The sequence below is a fragment of the Roseobacter sp. N2S genome (assembly GCF_031454055.1).
GTDB lineage: Bacteria > Pseudomonadota > Alphaproteobacteria > Rhodobacterales > Rhodobacteraceae > Amylibacter.
The window spans coordinates 1-20,699 of sequence record NZ_JAVDQB010000021.1; the positions used below are offsets into that span (position 1 = coordinate 1).

General features: G+C 57.0%; 21 protein-coding genes and 3 pseudogenes. 20 read left to right on the top strand and 4 right to left on the bottom strand.

Annotated features, from left to right (window positions below; genetic code table 11):
* Window positions 1–235: 235 nt before the first annotated feature.
* Window positions 236–583: pseudogene (locus GGE09_RS23260) on the top strand (DDE-type integrase/transposase/recombinase); the annotation flags it as partial.
* A gap of 52 nt (window positions 584–635) precedes the next feature.
* Window positions 636–764: pseudogene (locus GGE09_RS23265) on the top strand (transposase domain-containing protein); the annotation flags it as partial.
* A 44-nt stretch (window positions 765–808) separates the two neighbouring features.
* Here GGE09_RS23265 and GGE09_RS23270 read toward each other — a convergent pair.
* A complete protein-coding gene (locus tag GGE09_RS23270; RefSeq protein WP_309748446.1) occupies window positions 809–1,582 on the bottom strand; it encodes an IclR family transcriptional regulator in 774 nt (257 codons plus the stop codon).
* 166 nt (window positions 1,583–1,748) lie between these two features.
* On the opposite strand from GGE09_RS23270, the gene GGE09_RS23275 reads away from it, so the two are divergent.
* The 10 genes from GGE09_RS23275 to GGE09_RS23320 all read left to right on the top strand — a co-directional run bounded on the left by GGE09_RS23275 (window position 1,749) and on the right by GGE09_RS23320 (window position 11,453).
* Complete coding sequence (locus GGE09_RS23275; RefSeq protein ID WP_309748447.1) at window positions 1,749–2,951, top strand: CoA transferase; 1,203 nt, start codon at window positions 1,749–1,751, stop codon at window positions 2,949–2,951.
* 3 nt (window positions 2,952–2,954) lie between these two features.
* Window positions 2,955–4,121, top strand: coding sequence for an acyl-CoA dehydrogenase family protein (locus tag GGE09_RS23280; RefSeq protein ID WP_309748448.1), 1,167 nt, complete (start codon window positions 2,955–2,957; stop codon window positions 4,119–4,121).
* A gap of 10 nt (window positions 4,122–4,131) precedes the next feature.
* The gene (locus GGE09_RS23285; protein WP_309748449.1) at window positions 4,132–4,596 is read left to right on the top strand and encodes a MaoC family dehydratase; all 465 of its coding nucleotides are present in this window, start codon (window positions 4,132–4,134) and stop codon (window positions 4,594–4,596) included.
* Window positions 4,596–5,468: a CoA ester lyase gene (locus tag GGE09_RS23290; RefSeq protein WP_309748450.1), complete on the top strand. Its 873-nt coding sequence runs from the start codon at window positions 4,596–4,598 to the stop codon at window positions 5,466–5,468. Before GGE09_RS23285 ends, GGE09_RS23290 begins: the two co-directional genes overlap by 1 nt.
* Window positions 5,465–6,052, top strand: coding sequence for a TRAP transporter small permease subunit (locus GGE09_RS23295; protein ID WP_309748451.1), 588 nt, complete (start codon window positions 5,465–5,467; stop codon window positions 6,050–6,052). The genes GGE09_RS23290 and GGE09_RS23295 overlap by 4 nt, the downstream gene beginning before the upstream one ends.
* Window positions 6,049–7,335 (top strand): TRAP transporter large permease, encoded by a 1,287-nt coding sequence (locus tag GGE09_RS23300; protein WP_309748452.1) that lies wholly within the window; start codon window positions 6,049–6,051, stop codon window positions 7,333–7,335. Before GGE09_RS23295 ends, GGE09_RS23300 begins: the two co-directional genes overlap by 4 nt.
* 29 nt (window positions 7,336–7,364) lie before the next feature.
* A complete protein-coding gene (gene dctP / locus GGE09_RS23305) occupies window positions 7,365–8,378 on the top strand; it encodes a TRAP transporter substrate-binding protein DctP (RefSeq protein WP_309748453.1) in 1,014 nt (337 codons plus the stop codon).
* A 115-nt stretch (window positions 8,379–8,493) separates the two neighbouring features.
* Complete coding sequence (locus tag GGE09_RS23310) at window positions 8,494–9,639, top strand: acyl-CoA dehydrogenase family protein (protein WP_309748454.1); 1,146 nt, start codon at window positions 8,494–8,496, stop codon at window positions 9,637–9,639.
* A gap of 9 nt (window positions 9,640–9,648) precedes the next feature.
* A complete protein-coding gene (locus GGE09_RS23315; RefSeq protein WP_309748455.1) occupies window positions 9,649–10,647 on the top strand; it encodes an acyl-CoA dehydrogenase family protein in 999 nt (332 codons plus the stop codon).
* A 14-nt stretch (window positions 10,648–10,661) separates the two neighbouring features.
* Window positions 10,662–11,453, top strand: a complete 792-nt coding sequence (locus GGE09_RS23320) for a crotonase/enoyl-CoA hydratase family protein (RefSeq protein WP_309748456.1) — start codon at window positions 10,662–10,664, stop codon at window positions 11,451–11,453.
* Between the two features lie 122 nt (window positions 11,454–11,575).
* On the opposite strand, the gene GGE09_RS23325 is transcribed toward GGE09_RS23320, so the two are convergent.
* The gene (locus tag GGE09_RS23325; protein WP_309748457.1) at window positions 11,576–12,061 is read right to left on the bottom strand and encodes a hypothetical protein; all 486 of its coding nucleotides are present in this window, start codon (window positions 12,059–12,061) and stop codon (window positions 11,576–11,578) included.
* Between the two features lie 409 nt (window positions 12,062–12,470).
* On the opposite strand from GGE09_RS23325, the gene GGE09_RS23330 reads away from it, so the two are divergent.
* From GGE09_RS23330 to GGE09_RS23365, 8 genes are all read left to right on the top strand, one after another.
* The gene (locus GGE09_RS23330) at window positions 12,471–13,271 is read left to right on the top strand and encodes a creatininase family protein (protein WP_309748458.1); all 801 of its coding nucleotides are present in this window, start codon (window positions 12,471–12,473) and stop codon (window positions 13,269–13,271) included.
* Window positions 13,272–13,274: 3 nt separating this feature from the next.
* On the top strand, window positions 13,275–14,096 hold the full coding sequence (locus tag GGE09_RS23335; RefSeq protein ID WP_309748459.1) for an ABC transporter ATP-binding protein: 822 nt from the start codon (window positions 13,275–13,277) through the stop codon (window positions 14,094–14,096).
* Window positions 14,077–14,928, top strand: a complete 852-nt coding sequence (locus GGE09_RS23340) for an ABC transporter permease (protein WP_309748460.1) — start codon at window positions 14,077–14,079, stop codon at window positions 14,926–14,928. The genes GGE09_RS23335 and GGE09_RS23340 overlap by 20 nt, the downstream gene beginning before the upstream one ends.
* A gap of 5 nt (window positions 14,929–14,933) precedes the next feature.
* Window positions 14,934–16,112, top strand: a complete 1,179-nt coding sequence (locus tag GGE09_RS23345) for an amidohydrolase family protein (RefSeq protein ID WP_309748461.1) — start codon at window positions 14,934–14,936, stop codon at window positions 16,110–16,112.
* Window positions 16,112–17,503, top strand: coding sequence for an FAD-binding oxidoreductase (locus GGE09_RS23350; RefSeq protein WP_309748462.1), 1,392 nt, complete (start codon window positions 16,112–16,114; stop codon window positions 17,501–17,503). The genes GGE09_RS23345 and GGE09_RS23350 overlap by 1 nt, the downstream gene beginning before the upstream one ends.
* Entirely contained in the window at window positions 17,500–18,510 is a 1,011-nt protein-coding gene (locus GGE09_RS23355; RefSeq protein ID WP_309748463.1) for an ABC transporter substrate-binding protein, read from the top strand. The genes GGE09_RS23350 and GGE09_RS23355 overlap by 4 nt, the downstream gene beginning before the upstream one ends.
* 124 nt (window positions 18,511–18,634) lie before the next feature.
* Window positions 18,635–19,264 carry a TetR family transcriptional regulator C-terminal domain-containing protein gene (locus GGE09_RS23360; RefSeq protein ID WP_309748464.1) on the top strand — a complete coding sequence of 210 codons (630 nt, stop codon included), beginning with the start codon at window positions 18,635–18,637 and terminating at the stop codon, window positions 19,262–19,264.
* Window positions 19,261–19,650 carry a RidA family protein gene (locus tag GGE09_RS23365; RefSeq protein ID WP_309748465.1) on the top strand — a complete coding sequence of 130 codons (390 nt, stop codon included), beginning with the start codon at window positions 19,261–19,263 and terminating at the stop codon, window positions 19,648–19,650. Before GGE09_RS23360 ends, GGE09_RS23365 begins: the two co-directional genes overlap by 4 nt.
* Before the next feature lie 2 nt (window positions 19,651–19,652).
* On the opposite strand, the gene GGE09_RS23370 is transcribed toward GGE09_RS23365, so the two are convergent.
* Both GGE09_RS23370 and GGE09_RS23375 read right to left on the bottom strand, forming a co-directional pair.
* A complete protein-coding gene (locus GGE09_RS23370; protein WP_309748466.1) occupies window positions 19,653–20,123 on the bottom strand; it encodes an Lrp/AsnC family transcriptional regulator in 471 nt (156 codons plus the stop codon).
* Window positions 20,124–20,496: 373 nt separating this feature from the next.
* Window positions 20,497–20,699: pseudogene (locus GGE09_RS23375) on the bottom strand (IS110 family transposase); the annotation flags it as partial.

Genomic DNA, 20,699 nt, shown 5'->3' on the forward strand with positions numbered 1-20,699 from the left:
CAATAGAGCTGTCAGAGTAAAATTTGCGTTGCAGCGCTCAACAGGTACCGTTTCAAAGCTAGCTCAGAGGCTGCAAAGAAAAAACGAAAGGAGAAGCCAACATTGACCAAAATATAAACACGGGTAGGTCAATTCGGCGGCAAATCACTGCGATGTTTCTCAATCAAGTCCAACCACAGCCCAAAGATTATTAATGATCATTAGTGTGATGTAGGGCAAAGGAGTGCATTCAGGTTACATCTCCAGGCTGATCGCCTGCTGGGGCATGCCGCGTGTCATCATAACCGACAAGTTGCGCAGCTACGGTGCCGCCCTACGCAAGCTTGGGTTGGTCGTGGACCATCGAGCGCACAAAGGGCTGAACAATCGCATCGAAGGGTCGCACAGGCCGACACGGAAACGGGAGAAGATCCAGGGCCGGTTTAAATCCGCCCGCCAAGCGCAGAGGTTTCTGGCTGTCCATGAAGAAACCGCGAACCTGTTCCGCTCTCGTCGCCATACAATGACCGCAACAACTTTCCGCCAGAAACGAGCTGACGCATTTTATGAATGGGCTGGATGCGCCAGTGAGCTCGCGGCTTGAACTGGAATAAACCGCCAATTTTTTAACATACGGCAACAACTTGACGATCCCCTTGATCGATGCCTGCAAATTGAACAGTGCCGATCCGCATGCCTATCTGGCCGATACGTTCACTGCCATCGTCGCAGGCCACAAACAAAGCCAGATCAACGATCTGCTACCATGGAATTACGTCAAATAGGTGGGATCGGCGCAACGCTTACCTTGTTCAGTTAAAAGAGCCAGTTACAGAATTGTATTGTAATTCCTCAAGGTCGCCCGACTATGTCCCGGTCCGTATATGCGGCTTATGGTTTTGTGGATGCAAGTGGCGTGTTCAACACACTTGTCGCGGACACGGTACAATGGGCCCGCAACAGTGACGCTATAGGTTCTGCGCCCATCAATCACAGGCACCGCCACGCCCCCCAGATCGGGTGAATAGTTTGAGGCGGAAGCGAACCAGCCCCGTCTGCGCCCAGCCTCTATCTGCTCCAGAACCTCGGGAATACTCATGGGGGTGTTCGTACTGTATCGTTCAAAGGATACCTTGCGCAGCAGCACCCCCAAATCATGCTCTGGTAGCTGTGACAGCAACGCCTGCCCCGAAGCCGTGGCGTGGATCGGCACCCGCTTTCCCGCCTTTGCAGTATACCGGACATTCGCCTTTGATTCGACGACCTCGATGAAAACGGCGTATTGCCCGCTGGAGGCTGAAATCCAGATCGTTTCTCCGGTTTGATCCGCAAGTTCCGCCAATAGCTGACGCAATTTTTCCGAGATCGGTTCCCCTTCTGCCATGGCATGCGCCAGTTGCAGCCATCGGGGCGAAGGATAGAAACCCGCGCGTGCCTTGGGTTCATACAGATACCCATTCTCGACCAGGGTTGTCAAAATGTTGAAGGTGCTGGATCGCGCCCAGCCAAAATGTGCCACGACATCCGCCAAAGTGGCAGGGTTTTTTCGTTCGGCAAAAAACTCTAACAATTTCAATAGGTTTTCTATCTGTTTGACAGCCATTGATGCCCTCCAGCGTTCTGAATTTTCGTGTCTATAAGCCATTACTATACCATCGGGGATGCTTCGACGGTCAGAAAGTTGTTGACAAGGCAACTCACTCGCTCGTTAAGTGGTCCAGTATGTAGAACTATTTATTCACATATGTGGACAAATTGGAAGGGCAAAAATGGGTTTGTTAAAAGGTTTGCGCATTATCGACCTTTCAACGGTGTTGATGGGGCCGTATGGATCTCAGATTTTGGGGGACTACGGGGCAGACGTTATCAAAGTGGAACCGCCCGAGGGGGATGTGGTCCGCCAGATCGGACCGACCCGTCATGCCGAGATGGGGCCGCTGTTTCTGAATGTTAACCGTTCGAAGCGCGATATTGCCTTGAACCTAAAGCAGGCCGAGAGCCGTGCCGTGATCTTGAAACTGATCGAAACGGCTGATGTGCTCATCACAAATATCCGTCCGCGGGCGATGGCGCGCCTTGGTCTGTCTTACGAAGAACTGGCGGATTTGAACCCGCGTCTGATCTACGCTGCATATGTGGGATATGCGCAAAACGGCCCTTATGCAGACCGCCCTGCCTATGACGATCTTATTCAGGGTGGTGCCTGTATTTCACACGGATTTGTGCGGGCGGGTGGTAAACCTTCTTATGTGCCGGCAGCGATTGCGGACCGGATCGTGGGGATGGCTGGCGTCAACGCCATACTGGCCGCGGTGATCGAACGGACCGGCTCGGGCAAGGGGCAGAAAATCGAAATTCCCATGTTTGAAACCATGGTCTCGATGATTATGGGTGATCATTTAGGCGGGCTGACCTATGATCCCCCGCTGGACAAGGGCGGCTATGCGCGCCACCTGTCTGCTGATCGCCGCCCCTATGAAACAAAAGACGGTTATGTTTGTTGCCTGGTCTACACTGATGGCCACTGGCAGCGGTTTTTCAAGGCGATCGGACGCAGCGAGATTCTTGAAAATGACGACCGCTTTTCAAACTTCAACTCCCGTATGGCCAATATAGATTTTGTCTACGCGACACTGAGCGAGCTGTTGCGTACGAAAACCACTGCGGAATGGCTTGAGGTTTTCGAAAACGCCGATGTTCCGGCCATGCCGATGCACAGCTACGCATCGGTTCTGGAAGATCCGCACCTTGTGGCCACCGGATTTTTCCAGTCAGAGGATCACCCCAGCGAAGGCAAGTTGCGCCAGATGGCCGTGCCGGTGCGGTTCTCGCGCACGCCCGCCAGTTCCAGCCGTCATGCGCCACGTTTGGGCGAACACGGCCCTGAAATCCTGACGGAAGCAGGGTTTAGCGACACCGAAATCGCTGAATTACAAAGCAGTGGGGCACTGCGTGTCATGAAGGAGAACTAAGCGATGGATTTTTCTTTGACAGAGGATCAGACCGCCATCCGCGATGCAGTGGACCGGATTTGCCAGAATTTCGACGCGGCTTATTGGTTGAAACGGGATCGCGAGGGGGGCTTTCCGCTGGATTTCTATGATGCTCTGGCCTCCGAAGGCTGGCTTGGTATTTGCTCGGATGAAGCACAGGGCGGCGCAGGGCTGGGCATTACCGAAGCGGCAATCATGATGCGCACCATTTCTGAATCCGGCGCAGGGATGTCCGGGGCTTCGGCGGTTCATATCAACATCTTCGGTTTGAAACCCGTGGCGGTGTTCGGCACTGACGATCAAAAAGAGCGGATGATCCGCCCGATGGTCGAAGGGCGCGCCAAAGCCTGTTTCGCTGTCACCGAACCCAATACAGGGCTGAACACCACGCAACTGAAATTGCGGGCGGACAAACGGGGCGACAAATATGTGGTCAACGGCCAGAAGGTCTGGATCTCTACCGCGCAGGTGGCCGATCATCTTTTGCTTTTGGCGCGGACCACCCCGCTGGAGGACGTGACATCCCCGACGCAGGGATTGTCATTGTTTTATACACCGTTTGATCGTGACCGGATCAAAGTCTCCGAGATCGAAAAGATGGGCCGCAAGGCGGTGGATTCCAACGAGCTGTTCTTTGAAGACTTCGAAATTCCCGAGACCGATCGGATTGGCGAGGAAGGCAAGGGCTTTGAATACATTCTGCAAGGATTGAACCCCGAACGCATTCTGATCGCCGCCGAAGCTGTCGGGCTTGGATTTGCCGCATTGAAGCGTGCAACCGACTATGCCTGCGAGCGAGAGGTCTTTAACCGCCCCATTGGCAAGAACCAAGCGATCCAGCACCCTCTGGCTATCTGCAATTCGGAATTGGAAGCCGCTTGGTTGATGATCATGAAGGCGGCATGGGAATACGATAGCGGTCTGCCTTGCGGCGCATCGGCCAATACAGCCAAATATCTGGCAGGGGAGGCTGGTTTCAACGCCTGTCAGACAGCCGTGATGACCCATGGTGGCTTTGGCTACGCCAAGGAATACCATGTCGAGCGCTATCTGCGCGAAAGCCTGATCCCCCGCATCGCCCCCGTTTCACCCCAGCTTGCCCTGTGCTTTATCGCCGAAAAAGTGCTGGGACTCCCGAAATCTTATTAAAGAGCCCCCTATGCCCGGATTGTATTTTGAAGACTTCGAGGTTGGCTGCCAGTTTCGCCACGAACTGGGGCGAACCGTGAGCGAAGCAGACAATACCATGTTCAGCCTGATGTCACTGAACCCGCAGCCCTTGCATATCGACGCGGCTTTTTCCGAAGGAACGGAATGGGGCCAACGCCTGTTTAATTCGTTGTTCACGCTGGCGATCATGATCGGGATGACCGTGCAAGACACGACCTTTGGCACGACGATCGGAAATCTGGGTATGTCCGAGGTCCGTTTCCCCAAACCGGTGTTCCACGGCGATACACTTCGGGCGGAAACCCTGATCATATCCAAAAGGGAAAGCAAATCCCGCCCCGATGCCGGTTTGGTGGAATTCGAGCACCACTGTTTCAATCAGCATGGCACGTTGGTGGCATCGTGCCGCCGTATGGGCCTGATGCGCAAACGCCCTAACGAAAAGGCCACCTAATGCGCAGCTTTCTGTTTGTCCCCGGCGATAGCCCCCGCAAATTTGGCAAAGCATCCGGCGGCGAAGCCGATGCGCTGATCCTTGATCTGGAAGATTCCGTTGCCGCCCCTGCCAAGGCGCAGGCCCGCGACTGTGTGATCGATATGCTAAAGGCCGAGCGGGGCAACAAGGCGCTTTTTGTGCGGGTGAATGCACTGGATTCAGGACTGACCCTGACCGATCTTGCCGCTGTCATGCCCCACGGCCCTGACGGGATTGTTTTGCCCAAATGTGAAGGGCCGGATGATCTTCGGACTTGCGCGCATTATCTTGCTGCGTTCGAGGCCGCGCATGGTCTGCAACAGACCAATATTCTGGCGATTGCTACAGAAACCGCCGCCTCTCTCTTCTCGCTCGGGCAATACCGCGATGTTGATCCGCGTCTTTGGGGGCTGATGTGGGGTGCCGAGGATCTGGCCGCCTCTTTCGGGGCGCGGCAGAATGTGCAAGATGGCACTTATACCGAACCGTTCCGACTGGCCCGTAACCTGTGCCTTGCGGGGGCTGCGGCGGCTGGCGTCGTCGCCGTTGATACAATCTGCGCCAATCTCAGAGACATTGACGCGCTGGCGGCCGAAGCCGGCATAGCCCGGCGCGACGGGTTTGGCGCCAAGGCGGTGATCCATCCCGATCATGTCGCCCCCGTAAACAAAGCGTTTCAACCAACTGCAGAAGAAATCGACTGGGCGCAGACCGTGTTCGACGCCTTTGCCGACAATCCGGGGGTAGGAGTCGTGACCATTGATGGTCAGATGATCGACAAGCCGCACTTGCGTTCGGCGGAAAAAATACTGGGCGCAAGCCGACATTCTGAATCGGGGGGGAAGGTATGAAAGATGCGATGGCGGAGACCGAGCCGGTCAACGGGGTGTCGGCAGTTCTGGCGCGGGTGGAATCCGTTCTGATCGGTGCCTCTGGGCTGGCGATGGCGGCGATTATGTTGATCGTGGTCGTGGATGTCACCCTGCGCTATGTTTTTGCAGCGCCGCTGACGTGGTCGTATAGCCTTATCGGGCTGTATCTGGCGGGGGCCATGTTCTTTCTGGCGCTGCCCGACACGTTGAACAACCACGGCCATATCGCACTGGACGTCTTCGTTCCGTTGTTTCCCCGTCGTGTTCGCCACCTTACGCAGGGGCTTGGCTATGGCGGATCGACCTTGTTTGTCGGGGCCATGTCCATGCTCGGGTACAGTCAGGCGCGTGACGCATATCTGTTTGACAACCGTGTCGCCGAGGCCGTGGCCTGGCCCACTTGGATCGCCTATGCGCTGCTTACCGTGGGCATGACCACGCTGTGTTTGCGTTGTGGCTTTCGGTTTGTTTTCCATCTGGCCTCAGTCTTTTCAGCACGGGATTTGGTAGAAATGCCTGCCCCACCCGATACAGCCGTTAAACCAGGGGAGCATGGCGAATGACCGTGACAATCGTACTCGTTCTTTTGGTTTTCCTGCTGATCACCGGCCTTCCTGTCGCTTTGGCCATGGGGGTTTCCGGTGCCGCGGGGCTTTACATGTTTGGCGGCTGGCCGATCCTGCAGGGCATTTTGAAGACCACCCCTCTTTCCACAGCCAACAACTATGAAATCATCACGATCCCGATGTTCATTCTGATGGCGGAATTCATCATTATATCGGGTGTGGCAAATGATCTGTTTCGGGCGGCAACCGTTTGGGTGGGCCGCTTGCGCGGTGGTGTGGCGATGGCGACAGCACTGGCGGGGGCCGGATTTGGCGCGATTTCGGGCTCGTCGACAGCCGCAGCGGCAACGCTGGCCTCTACCTCTATCCCGGCCATGCTGAAAGAGGGATACGATCCCAAGCTAGCTGGCGGTGTTGTTGCAATTTCGGGCACGCTGGCCATGCTGATCCCGCCGTCGATTGCACTGATCCTTTACGGGATCATCGCGGATATACCTGTATCGGCCCTGCTAGTCGGCGGGGTTTTACCCGGCATCATGGTGACGGCAACGATCATGCTGACCATCGCCTTTCTGGTGTGGCGTGATCCCAGTGCCGCGCCCAAAGGGCAGGCCTATAGCTTTGCCCAGAAGGTCCGCTCGCTCAAGCGGATCGGGCCGGTTCTGATCCTGTTCTTTGCAGTGACGGGCACGATCTATTCGGGCATTGCAACGCCAACCGAGGCCGCAGGCATCGGCGCATTTTGTGCCCTGTTGATCGCCGGATGGGAACGCAAGCTGTCTGTCAGTAACACATGGCGGGCGCTGCGATCAGCCGCGCAAACCACATGCATGATCCTGTTCATCATCTTGGGTGCGCATGTCTTTGGCTATTTCTTTACCCTGACCCGCGTCACCAATGATCTTGCCAGTTGGGTCGGCGCGCTTGAAACGTCGCGCTGGGTCATTCTCGCGGTCATTCTGATGGGCTATTTGGTGCTGGGGTTTTTCATGGACCAGATCGCCATTCTGATCCTGACTGTACCGGTGGTTTTGCCCCTGATCTACCAGTTGGGTTTTGATCCGGTGTGGTTCGGCGTTCTGATCGTCGTGACTGCCGAGGTCGGAATGGTCACCCCCCCGATGGGCATGAACGTCTTTGTCGTTGCACGCTATACGCGCCGCCCGCTGAGCGAGATTTTTCAAGGGGTCATGCCGCACGTCTGGGCACATCTGATCGTCATCGCACTACTGGCAGCCTTTCCGGGGATCGTCCTTTGGCTGCCGTCGACCATGCAATAGCAAGATTTAACAAGGAGGAGAGAAAGACAATGAAAATCAATAAACTAGGTATAGCTGCAAGCCTTGCACTCTGCGTCAACGCAGGCACGGCATTTGCGCAGGATATCACCTTGCGGGTGGCTGACAGCCTGCCTGTCGGGCATTATATCGCAGAAAACCTGCTGATGCCCTTTCTTGAAGATGTGAAAAAAACAACGGGGGAAGGCGTTGGTTTTGAATATTTTCCGGCACAGCAATTGGGCAAAGCCAAGGACATGCTGTCGTTGACACAGACCGGAGTGACCGACATCGGCTATATCGGGGCGTCCTATCTGGCTGACAAACTGCCGCTCAGTTCTGTGGCGCAGTTGCCCGGAACGTTTAACAGTGCCTGTGAAGGGACAATGGCCTATTGGGAAATCGCCAAGCCGGGCGGCGTTCTGGACAAAGCCGAATACGCCCCTGAAGGTGTGCGCGCCCTGATGGCGCTGGCCCTGCCGCCCTATCAGTTGTTTTCGGCCAAGGAACTGACTGGCGTCGAAAGCATCAAAGGTCAGAAAATTCGCACCAGTGGCGGGTCTCAGGCACTTGCGATGACCAAACTGGGTGGTGTGCCCGTTCAGATGTCGGCCCCCGAAGCCCGTGAAGCCCTGTCGCGCGGGACGGTGGATGCAATTGTGTTCCCTTACGGGTCCATCCAGCCCTACGATTTGGCCCCGCATTTGAAGACCGCAACGGAAGGGCTGAACCTCGGGTCTTTCGTGGCGTCTTATATGATCAGCCAGTCGAAATACGACAGCCTTTCGCCCGAAGCCCAGCAGGCTTTGACCGAGGCGGGCGAACGGGCAACGCAGCATGCCTGTGCGGTCATTGACGGGATGGTTGATGTCGACAAACAAAAAATCGCCGAACAGGGTGTCCAATTCGTCACCCTGCCTGAAGCGGATGTCGCAGAAATCAGCGCCTTGCTGGACTCCGTTGGTTCCGAATGGACGGCAGATATGGACGGGCGCAACAAGCCGGGGACCGAGGTGATGAAGGCCTTCATGGATGCGCTGAAATAACCGCGACACCATGTTCCAGACATAGACCCCGCGCAAGCGGCGGGGACTATGCGGCTGACCCAGCTATTGCAGGCACGCCATGCGGGTCGCTTGCAAGCAGATGAAAGAGTGAGAAATGATGTTACGGCCTTTGTCCCTTTCAGCGATCCCTGCTGAATCCGAAGCCATACGCGCCGAAGTCCGTGCATTTGCACAGCAGGAAACAGCCAAGCTGCCTGCTGTTGTTCGGGCGCGTTCATGGATGGGCTTTTCCGCAGATTTCAGCCGCAAGATGGGGGAAAGGGGCTGGCTCGGGCTTTCCATACAAAAGAAATACGGGGGACAAGAGGCAGGCTTTTTTCACCGCTATGTCATCGTCGAAGAACTGCTTAATGCTGGGGCCCCTGTGTCGGCCCATTGGATTGCAGACCGTCAAAGCGGGCCGCTGATCCAGCGCTACGGCTCGGAAGACCAAAAGCAACGCTATTTACCCGGTATCAGCGCCGGAGAAAGTTACTTTTGCATCGGCATGAGCGAACCCAACGCCGGATCGGATCTAGCAAGTGTGCGCAGTCGCGCGCAAAGGGCCGATGGCGGTTGGGTGCTGAACGGACAGAAGATCTGGACAACCAACGCCCCCCGTTCCCACTATATGATCGCGCTTGTGCGCACATCCGGTGCTTTCGGGGATCGACATGAAGGGCTGTCGCAGTTCGTCATCGACCTGACCACACCCGGCATTACCATCCGCGAGATCGAGGATTTGAACGGAGATGCCCATTTTTCCGAAGTCTTCTTCGAGGATGTTTTTCTGCCCGATGACACATTGATCGGCATGGAGGGAGGCGGATGGGAACAGGTCACGGCTGAACTGGCCTTTGAACGCTCTGGTCCGGAGCGGATTTTAAGCAGCATCGTGTTGCTGGACGAATGGCTGAACTGGCTGCGTGCTGTGCCCCAAGCACATACGGCGGAGCTGGGTAGGATGATCGCACATCTGGCCACGTTGCGTGAATTAAGCATCGCTGTCACGGCGCGTCTGGCTGTGGGCGAAAGCCCGATTATCGAAGCCGCGCTTGTAAAGGACTTGGGCACAGGTTTTGAACAGGATTTACCCATCCTGATCGCAGACGCGCTGGCCGCTGATCCAGACATGCAGCCGCCGCCGTCATTGTTGGAAACCACGGTTTTTGTCGGGCTTGCCGCCCCGAGTTATTCCTTGCGCGGCGGAACCAGAGAGATCTTGCGCGGTATGATCGCGCGCGGCTTAGGGCTGCGATAGGGGGCAGGGATGACAAACATGTTGGAAGAAAGCGCCAAGCAGCTTTTCGCAATTCATTGCACGCCAAAGCAGTTGCGCGATATCGCGCAAAACGGGCAGGCCGCCGCCCTTTGGAACGCGCTCACCGCAGCCGGTTTCGTCGATGCGCTGACCTCTGAGGACAGGGGAGGGGCCGGATTGCATCCGATCGACGTGGCGCCGGTCTTGTTTCAGGCGGGGGCCCATGCGGCCCCGTTGCCCTTGGGGGAAACCATGCTGTTGCGGTCTGTTTCGCCCGTTGCGGCAGAGGCGGGGCCTATCGCCATTGCGCCGACGTCGGTTCAAAAAACAAAAGACGGGTGCAGGCTGTCCAATGTTCCCTTCGGGCGACTTGTGGACCATGTGGTGGCTCGGGTCAACGCAGGCTGGGCATTGTTGCCACTGGCAGAAGCCACAGTCATTCCGTCCCCGTCAAAGGGCAGTCTGAGCGCAGATATTCTGTGGCCGCAGGCTGCGCCTGATGGCCCTGTGTTGAACACACACGACTGGCTTTGTGTGGGGGCGTTAATGCGCGCGGTCGATATGGCGGCGGCAATGGGACGGTTGCTTGAAATGACGGTGAGTTATGCCAAGGAACGCGAACAGTTCGGGCGGCCCATCGCAAAGCAGCAGGCCATCCAGCAGCAGATTAGTCAGATGGCCGAAGAATGCTACGCCGCGCGTATGGCGGCAGAATTGGGGCTTGCCGGTTTTTCGGACAGGGCAGCCGTCGCGATTGCCAAATCCCGTGTCGGCGAAGCTGCCCGACGTGCCGGCCCCATCGCCCATGCCGTTCACGGTGCCATCGGGATTACCCATGAACATGATCTCCACCTTCACACCCGACGCCTGATCGAAGGCCGTATCGCCTATGGTTCGGAAAGCTATTGGAACCTGCAACTGGGCCAATCCCTCCTACAAAGCAAGCACAGTTCGTTAGAGTATGTGCAGTCTGTTTCGGCGCGAAAAACGATGCCGATAAACCTGTAAACGAAAGGACAACCATGACCAATTTTCTGAAATACGAGCAGGACGGAGCCATTGTCACCTTGACGATGAATGACCCTGACCGCCGCAACCCCCTTACCGGAAATTCCGCTGTCGCCGAGTTCGTAGAAGCCGCGGAGCGGATTACAACGGACGAGTCCGTTCGTGTGGTGATTGTAACCGGTTCTGGAAAGGCATTTTCCGCAGGCGGTGATGTCAAGGACATGAAAAAATACGACGATGACACGCTGCTGCCCGTGTCTATCCGCACAGAATACCAACAAGGCATCCAGCGCCTGACACTGGCTCTGTACAATCTTGAAGTACCGATGATTGCAGCGGTTAACGGCTATGCTATCGGCGCGGGCTGCGATCTGAGTTGCATGTGTGACATACGCATCGCAGGCGAAAGCGCCAAATTTGCCGAAAGCTTTATTAAAGTCGGGCTTATTCCCGGAGATGGCGGCGCATGGCTGTTGCCCCGCGTGGTGGGCATGTCCAAGGCTTCCGAAATGGCTTTCACAGGCGAAATGCTGGATGCCCAAGCGGCATTGGCTTGCGGTCTGGTCAGCCGTGTAGTGCCTGATAACCAACTGTTGAACGAAGCAGGCGCATTGGCCGCCAAGATTGCAGCCAACCCGGGACCGGCGCTACGCATGACAAAACGTCTTTTGCGTGAAGGTCAGGTGACGCGGCTAAGCAGCCTGCTTGAGCTGTCTGCTTCGTTTCAGGCACTGGCCCATAAAACTGCCGAACATACAGAGGCCGTGAACGCGTTCGTCGAAAAGCGTAAACCCGACTTCAACTGAGGATGAAAAGCATTGCCGATTTGTTTACCGTGTATCGTAGGGTGTCGCTGGTCTGAAAATTAGGCTACCGGCACCCTAGATCCGGCGATATCTGGTATCTCTCGTTGAGATCGTTGTGATGATCAAAGACCTTCGCACTGGGTTTTAGTGGCCAATCCCCCGAGCGCCGCAGATGAACCGGACAGATCGAAGCGCGACATGGTTTTGCTGCCTAGTAAGACATTGACGCGCGATCCGGCACGCAATGCCGAGGTGATCGCGCGCATCTGGCTGACCGGCCATGGGTCGCCACCCAACATGAAATCCTGATAGCATCCGCGGGTTCCGCATTTCGCTGGCATCTGTAACGGCTGACCGCCATCGACCTGAAAATAGACCACCGCTCCGTCGCCAACAAATTTCAAATCATCCGGGCGCGTATCCGGTGTAAGGGAAATGATGATGATGCCGCCGTTGCCGCATCCGATGTTCAGCCGATGACCTTGGTTATTCACTACGAAAGCACTGCCGTTGTCGTCGCTCGCTTCGGGCGACCGTAGCACCCATTCTGCCCGCGCCGCGGTCACTGGCAGCCTGAGTATCAAAAGCACGATCATAAATCTTGTCATTGCAAACTCCTCATTTTTGTCGGGCCCTCATTCAGGTGCGACCTGTTCGGCCGAAACTTTCGCTCCGGCCAAAGTCATAAGAATTGTAAGTATAATGCGCATTAAAATTTCTGGACTATATCGCCCGATCGAGCACTAGAATCTCTGTATCTGTCAAGCCGGAATGGTTTTGATCCCGCCCAGCAATTGTCTTCGACAAGCTCCCTTCGCGAGAAATTGTTGATGGTCCGGGCATCAAGTCCCCAATTGGGAACGGTTTTTCCGACAGACCAAACCACGATGTAGCGGCAAGATAAAAAATCTGAACGAATAGTTTGACCGATTGGTATGAAAATGGCTATGTTTGCCTGAAACACGGGGCTCGCATGACGAATTTTTGCACATATCCACACGCTCGCACGGGGGCGAGATGAAGCGTTTCTGGGCTGATCATAGCCAGCGAGAATTTGCGGCGCTTGACCATGACCGCCTGATTGCGGTGCTGCCCATCGGGGCAATTGAACAGCACGGTCCGCATCTGCCGATGTCAGTGGACAGTTGCACGGTGACTGGTGTGGCGCACCGTCTGGCCGAGGCGCTGCCCGATGACAGTCCGGTGATTTTCCTGCCCACGCAGGCCATCTGCAAAAGTGACGAGCATATCGACTTTCCCGGCACGCTTACACTGTCGGCGGAAACGCTGATCCGTGTGCTTAGCGAAATCGGTGCCAGCGTGGCGCGGGCAGGGGTGCGCAAACTGGTGCTGCTGAACGGGCATGGCGGCAACATTCCGGTGATGGATATAGCCGCACGGCAATTGCGCGTTTCACAGGATATGCTGGTGTTTTCGGTCAACTGGTTCGGATTTGGCATGCCAGAGGGAATGTATTCGGAAGCCGAACGCACCCATGGCATTCACGCAGGCGACATGGAAACATCTGTGATGCTGGCGCTGGACGGGGATAATGTGGACATGACCCAAGCGCGCAATTTCCGCTCTCGCGGGCAGGATTTGTTTGAAAGCACCAGACATCTGGGGCTGGGTCGTGCGGGCAAACTTGCGTGGAAAACCCAAGACCTCAGCCCGTCGGGTGCCTGCGGCGAGGCGCATCTGGCCACTGCTGCCAAGGGCGAAGCCACGCTTGATCACGCCGTTGCACATCTGGTCGAGGCGATGGCTGAAATTGACGCGATGCCAGCCAACTGGCTGCACAACAAACCGGAGGTCTGAGCGATGACACCCACCCCAGCCCCCGACACTCATGCACCAGAAGGCGACACGCCGCTGATCAATATGCGCGGCGTTGACAAACAGTTTGGCAATGGCACTGTCGCCGTGCGGGATATGTCACTGACGATCCGGCAAGGGGAATTCGTCAGCTTTCTTGGCCCGTCGGGCTGTGGAAAAAGCACGGCGTTGAAAATGATTTCGGGGCTGTTATCGGTCTCGGCGGGGTCGATCACCGTGAATGGCCACCGTCCTGGCGAAAGCACATCAGGCAGCGATATTGGCTTTGTTTTCCAAGAGGCAACTCTGATGCCTTGGGCCACGGTCTATGAAAATGTCTATCTGCCGCTGAAACTGCAAGGGGTTGGCAAGGTCGAAGCCCGCACCCGTGTCGAAGAGGCATTGTCGATGGTGGGATTGGCGAATTTTGCAAAATCATACCCGCGCGAACTGTCGGGGGGCATGAAAATGCGCGTGTCCATCGCCCGTGCTATGGTGACAAAACCCAAGCTGCTGCTGATGGACGAACCCTTTGCCGCGCTCGATGAAATGTCACGCACCAAGCTGAACGACGAGGTGCTGTCCCTGTGGAAATCGCTGGGCCTGACGGTAATCTTTGTAACCCACTCGGTGTTTGAATCCGTGTATTTGTCCAGCCGCGTCGTTGTCATGGCGGCCCGTCCGGGACGTGTGGTGCATGATATAGCGCTGAGCGGGGGCTATCCGCGCAACGCGGCCTACCGGATGTCACCGGAATACGCAGAAAGTTGCCGAAGCGTCAGTAAAGCACTGGAAGGGACCATGGATCATGTCGAACTTAACCACTGAAGCCCCTGCCGCAGCCGCACCGCTGGACCCGCGCATCCTTCGCGAACGCCGTGAACGGCGCTTACGGTATATCCTGCCCTTTGCCGCGATCACCTTTGCGCTGGGGCTGTGGGAATTTCTGGTCTGGTACAATGAGGTGCCGCATTACCTGATCCCCGCCCCCAGCCTGATCGCCAAAACACTGGTGACGGACGGGACCAGCCTGATGCAAAGCGCGATGTTTACCGTCAAGCTGACGCTGATGGCGCTGGCTCTGGCGATTGTCGGGGGGGTGGCCCTGGGAATGGTGTTTGCCCTGTCGCGCCCGATAGAAATGAGCCTGTTTCCCTTTGCCGTGATCCTGCAGGTCACGCCGGTGGTGGCCATCGCGCCGCTGATCCTGATCTATGTCAGCAACACGTTCGCCGCCCTGCTGATCTGTGCGTGGATCGTGGCGTTTTTCCCGATCCTGTCGAACACGGCTATCGGGTTGCGCAGTGCCGATCATAACCTGCGCGATATGTTCCGCTTGTATCAGGCCACCCCGTGGCAGCGTCTGCGCTATTTGCTGATCCCATCTGCGTTGCCCTATTTTATGGCGGCTTTGAAAATTGCGGGCGGGCTGGCGTTGATTGGTGCGGTGGTGGCCGAGTTTGTGGCAGGCACCGCAGGGCAGAACACCGGCCTTGCGTCGCGTATACTTGAATCCAGCTTTCGCAACGAAATCCCGCGCATGTTTGCCGCGTTGTTTCTGGTGTCGGTTCTGGGCGTTGGCATTTTCCTGATCACCGCGTGGTTGTCCCGTGCCGTTCTTGGCCATTGGCACGAGAGCGAGATAAAGCGCGAGGGTTAGTTTTGATGACCGACAATCGTGCAAGGTTGCAAGGGATCACTCTGGCCGGACAAAGCGGCTTTTGGGATTTGGAGCAGGAGGCGGGGCGTATCACGGCGCTGCGTCCTGCGGCCACGGGCGGCGGCGGGTATGTGATGCCGCTGCTGGCGGATGTTCATACCCATCTGGACAAAACCATGACGGCGCCGCGCATGCCCCATCGGGCGCAATCGCTGTTTGATGCGATAGAGATGATGGGACAGGACGCGGCCCGCTGGACCGACGAGGATCTGCGCAGCCGCGCGACGCAAGGATTGGTTAAAGCCTATCACCACGGAACAGCCCTGATGCGCAGCCATGTGGATTGGTCCTATGCGGATGCGCCGCGCAGTTGGCACGTTCTGCGCGAACTGGCGCAGGACTGGCGCGGGCGGGTTGATCTGCAACTGTCGTCGCTGACGGCTTTGGATGACCTTGCGCAAATAGGCGCTGACATTGCACCGATCCTGCGCCGTGACGGTGGCATTCTGGGGGCGTTTGTGTATCGCAACGACGATCTGGCGGCGCATATCAAGACCGTGTTTGATCTGGCCGAATCCCATGACCTGCATCTGGATTTCCACGTTGACGAAGGTCTGGACGTGGAGGCCCGCGGTATTGATGCGATCATCGACGAAACTGCGCGGCGCGGCATGGCGGGGCGTGTGCTGTGCGGGCACGGCTGTGCGCTGTCCGTGCGCGATCCTGCTAAGGTGGAAACCCTGCTGGGCCGCGCCGCCGAAGCGGGCATCGGCCTGACGGTTCTGCCCGGTGCCAACAGCTATCTTCAGGATGCAGGACCGGGCCGCACCCCCCGTTTGCGGGGTCTTGCGCCCTTGCAAGAGGCTGCCGCTGCAGGCGTTCCGGTCATGCTCGGGTCGGACAATGTGCGCGACGGGTTCTTTCCCTATGGCGACTACGATCTGATCGACGTTTTGCGCATGGGCGTGCTGATGGGGCATCTGCCACCCGAAGACTGGCTGGACGCAATCGGCGCTCGGCCCGCCGCATGGATGGGCCACGACCTGAACCTGCGGTCCGGCGGCCCTGCCGATTTTATCCACTTTGATGCAACCGACCTGAACGATGTGATCAGTCGCCCCTCTGCTGTGCGGCGGGTCTGGCGTGACGGTGCGGTTTTGCCCCCCTTTCAAGGAGACCGATGATGTCCCACTCTTCCGATCTGAATGATTTCAAAGCCGCGCTTGACGGCATCCGCTTTCACGACGGCCAAAAGCATCTGGAAGCCCGCTCGCGCGATTATTTCTGGTACAGCCCGATCCTGAACGACCAGTTGAAGGACAAGCTGGGCGAGGTGCTGGTGATCCCGCAATCGGTTGAAGAAGTGATGCAGGTGGCAGGGTTGATCGCCAGATACAAACTGCCCCTGACCCTGCGCGGCGGCGGCACGGGCAACTATGGCCAATGCGTGCCGATGGAGGGCGGGGTGATCATGGATCTGACCCGTCTGGATAAGGTGCTGGAGATCACCGAAGGTCATGTACGCACCCAAGCCGGAGCGCGGATTTCGCGGCTGGACGATGCGGCGCACAAGACCGGACAAGAGCTGCTGATGTATCCGTCGACCCGCCAGATGGCGACGATTGGCGGGTTTTTGGCAGGGGGGTCGGGGGGCATCGGGTCGCTGCGTCACGGGATGCTGCGCGATCCGGGAAATGTCAGCTATGTCAAGGTGATCACCGTAGAGGAAACCCCGCAGGTGATCGAACTGCACGGCGATGACATTCAGAAAGTGCAGCACGCCTTTGGCACCAACGGGATTGTGGTGGAAATGGGTCTGGCCCTGACGCCCAAGACCGACTGGATTCACACGGCCGCCCTGTTTGACGGTTATGACCGCGCTTTGAACTTTGCGACACGGGCGCAAAAGGGCGGGATGGATTGCTATCTGCTGACAGCGGTAGAGCGGCGCTTTGCCCCTTATTATACCAAATTTGCAGATCTGTTCCCCGCCGATCGCGACGCTATTTTTGCGATGGTGGCCCCCGATGAAATGGACCGTTTCAGAGCCGAGGCCGAAGGGCAGGGCGGGAGCGTTTCCTTTGCCATGAACAAGGACAAGATCCGCGAAGCGGGCCTGCAACCGGCCTATGAATGCGGCTGGAACCACACCACTTTGCAGGCGCTTAAGGTTGATCCGGGCTGGACCTATCTGCAGGTTGCCTATCCGCGTCCCTTCGACGTTGATCTGGTGATGCGCCAGATGGCTCGCTACGGCGACGAGATGTTCTGGCACCACGAAATGGCGCGACAGGACGGCGATATCCAGATTTTTGCCCTGCCGCTGGTCCGCTATCGCGGCAAGGACGAGATGTACCGCCTGATTGGCGAACTGGAACAGACAGACGGCTGTACAATTTTCGACCCCCATGTCGTCACCATCGAAGACGGCGGCATGAAAGAAATCGACACCACACAGATTGATTTCAAAAAACGGGCAGACCCCTACGGTCTGATGAACCCCGGAAAAACACGCGGCTGGACCGATGATATGGTGCGCCGTGATGACCAACAGCAACAAGGAGAAACAGCATGAAGAAGACACTTACAGCATTCGGCGCGGCTTGCGCGCTGCTTTCGGCCACGGCCGCATGGGCAAACGACAAGGTCGTGATGGGCACCAACTGGCTGGCGCAAGGCGGGCACGGCGGGTTCTATCAGGCGCTGGCCGATGGCACCTATGAAAAATACGGGCTGGACGTTGAAATCAGCCCCGGCGGGCCGCAGGTCAACAACCGTCCGATGCTTTCGGCGGGGCGGTTGGACTTTCTGATGGCGGGCAATCTGTTGCTGTCTTTTGACAATGTGCGCAACGGCATTCCCACCACTGTCGTCGCTGCATTCTATCAAAAAGACCCCCAAGCGTTGATGACGCACAAAGGCCAATACGCCGATTTTGCCGCCCTTTCCGATGCGCCCACGGTGCTGGTGTCAAAAGACGGGCAGTTCAGCTTTTGGGAATGGATGGTGCAGGCACAGGGTTTCAAAAACGAACAACTGCGTCCCTACGGTTATAATCTTGCCCAGTTTCTGGCCGACGATAAAATGGTCCAGCAGGCCTATGGCACTGCGGAACCCATCTATGCCCGCGCCCAAGGGGCTGATGTGGATGTGTTCCTGTTGGCCGACAACGGCTGGAACACCTATGCCGCCACGCTTGAAACCCGTCAGCAGTTGATCGACGAAAACCCCGAACTGGTGCAGCGTTTCGTGGATGCCACAATCGAGGGCTGGGTGAACTTTCTCTATGGTGATCACACGCCCGCCTATGATGCGATCATGGCGGCCAACCCCGAGATGACCGTTGAAAAGCTGGACAAGGAAGTGGCCCAGCTAAAGGCGCTTGAAATCATCGACAGCGGCGATGCGCTGGAACAGGGGATCGGCGCAATGTCGCAAGAGCGGATCAAGGCGTTTCACGATCTGGCCGTATCCAGCGGCATCATCGACGAAGGCGCTGTTGATCTGTCCAAAGTGGCTGCCAGCCAGTTCGTCAACAAAGGGCACGGGCTGGACATCAAGACCGCACTGACAGGTAACTGATCGCAGCTGATCACAACGGGGCGGCGCGGGTGATCTGCGCGCCGCCCCTTCCCGACTGGTGCGCGTTGAAGCCTGTGCTATACCAGTCCTGCCAGCCTTCCCCGCGACCACCTAAGGACCGTCCATGACCACTGCAAAGATACGCCGCAGCGCCATTCAGGAAGCGATCCGCGATGCGGCCATCCGCGAATTTGCGCGCAACGGTCTGGCAGGCACATCGACACAGGCGATTGCGAAATCGGCAGGTATTTCCAAGGCGCAGCTGCACTATTACATCACATCGAAAGAAGACCTGTATCAGGATGTTCTGGGCTATATCGTGTCACACTGGCGCGAGCTGTTTTCGCTGTCGTCTTCGCTGGAAGACCCTGCCGAGGCGATCACCAACTATATCCGGCGCAAGGTCGAACATGCGCTGGAACACCCTGATGTATCCCGGTTTTTCGCTAATGAAATGGCCCGTGGCGCCCCTGAAATGAGCGCCCACTGGGCCCCGCTGAGCGCGTCTGTCGAGGATGCCAACAGAACCATTCGCGGGTGGATAGATGCGGGCAAGATCGCGCCCGTCGATCCGCTGCTGTTTCAGATCAACATGTGGGCCGTCACCCAGCATTATGCCGAATACGAAGCACAGGTGCGCATGTTGATGGGGGCCCCTGACGGTCAGCCGATGGATGCAGACCGCATTGCTGCCGAAGCCACTACGCTGTTCTTGCGCCGCTGCGGTATGGACGAAAAAGGAAACCGCATATGAAAGCGCTGACACCCGATAGCCTGCCCGCCCCTTTCGGGGCTTATGAACATGGCGTTCAGGCGGGGCAATTGATCGTCACCTCGGGTCAGTTGGCGATGGCGCCCGATGGCGGGATTCCTTTGGATGTTCGCGCGCAGGCCGAGATGTGTTTTGAAAACATCCGAACCATTCTGGCCGAAGCGGGCGCGGATTTTTCCAACGTGATGCGCTTTACCGGTTATGTCACCCGCCGCGAGGATTTCGCGCCTTACATGGCGGTACGCGATGCTTTGGTGCACGATTTTGCAGTGAAACCTGCATCGACCTTGCTGATCGTCACAGGCTTTACCAAACCCGAATTTCTGGTCGAGGTCGAGGCTTTGGCGATGGTCCCCACCGCACGCTGATCCTAACCGAGCCGCGCCTGTCCCGACTTCACCCGCCGCAAAGGGATCGAGCTTTCGATTGACGCGACGCCTGGAATTTTAGTGAAGGTTCCGACCAGAAACCGTTCAAATTCCTCCAGTCCGCTGGTGGCAATGCGCAGCAGATAGTCGCGGTTTCCGGTCATCAGCCAGCAATCGACCACCTCGGGATGGGCTGCAATCGCCTGTTCAAACTGTGCCAGCGCGTCGTCTACCTGCTTGTCCAGTTTGACTGACAGAAACACAGAAAAGCCAAAGCCCAAAGCCGCCTCGTCGATCAGCGCAGAGTAGCCGGTCACGATGCCCGCGTCTTCGAGTAATCGCAGCCGTCTGGCCACGGGTGACGGGCTTAGCCCGACGCAAGCTGCTATCTCTTGGATAGAGGCACGACCATTGGCCTGAGCCGCGCGCAGAATGGCCTGATCGAACGGATCTGGATTAGTGGAATTCGTCACAAAATTTACCTTTCTTGGCTGATCTCGTTAATATCGGCCCCCAATAGGGAAAGAAAGCAGGGATTCACCGCTGATGAAGCGATATACAGCGGTGAAACTTCAATCCTACGGATTCCCATGTGTGGATGCCCCGTTCAATGCAAGAGGTTCTTTCAACAGTTTGTACATGTGATCGGGTACGGTCATGTGTCAGGCCTCAATTTGCGACGTTTCACATGCCGCGGGCCAGTATGGCGATGCGAAGGTCGGGTCAATATCAATGCCACGAGCTTGAAGCTCTCTGGGAAGGCCTGGTTTTCCTAACCTCGATCTAGTCGATCATTTTGTCCTTACTGTCTCAATGTCCTTCTCACATCATACCGAGCGTTGCAGTTTACAATGCCGCGATCGGATCTCGATAATCTTCGTGTTTGGTCATCATCGCCCAGATTGTTCGGGCGGTTTTGTTTGCGAGGGCTATCGCTACCAACATGCTGGGCTTACGCTCTAACATTTGCTCAAACCAAGAGCCTTTTGGTGGACCGTTTTTGATCGCCCATCTGATCCGGGTCATCGCCCCGATGATCAGCAGTCGGC